The following is a 506-nucleotide window of genomic DNA, read 5'->3' as shown; positions in this document are numbered from 1 at the left end:
GCCGGCGTCGTCGACGGCTAGGTGCCGCTGCTTCTTCAATAGTGTTCACGTGTCCACCTATTTAAGTGAACACGATGCTCCCAAGACTTTCACCGTGACTCAAGATGGGATGACCGGGCGCTTACGATTGAAGCGCTTTCAGCGCTAATTCGTTCGTCGACGTGGCCAGTTTGGCGATAGCCTCTCGCGGGCTTCGGAAGCGCCTCGATCTCGCTCTTCAGGTCGGCGACTTGCACTGTGTTTGCGCTTGTGGCGATCATATGGGATGGCAACGCGTTCGCCGATATAGGAGCCTTGACAGCTAAATCCATGCCGAACGATTTTCCGCTGGGCGCGGGCTGGCTAGAGGCAAGTGATCATCGCATACCTCGCCGAAGACTTAGAGGGTGTTAGGCACTTTTGCTAAGGGTTGCAAAGTGAACAAGCATAAGCACGGAGAAGACGACGAAGTGCAAGCCAGCCAGAGTTTCGGGCAATCGCTCGTAGTCTCGTGCGAGTCGGCGGAA

Annotated in this window: 1 pseudogene; it reads right to left on the bottom strand. The window is 55.7% G+C overall.

What is annotated here, in order from left to right:
* Positions 1–389: 389 nt before the first annotated feature.
* Positions 390–506 (bottom strand): annotated as a pseudogene (locus tag AB3X96_RS42640) (IS5/IS1182 family transposase); the annotation flags it as partial.

Source organism: Paraburkholderia sp. BR13439 (genome assembly GCF_040948805.1).
Taxonomy (GTDB): Bacteria; Pseudomonadota; Gammaproteobacteria; order Burkholderiales; family Burkholderiaceae; genus Paraburkholderia; species Paraburkholderia youngii.
Note: the sequence above shows the minus strand (reverse complement) of the source record. Positions and strands in the feature narration are given on the sequence as shown.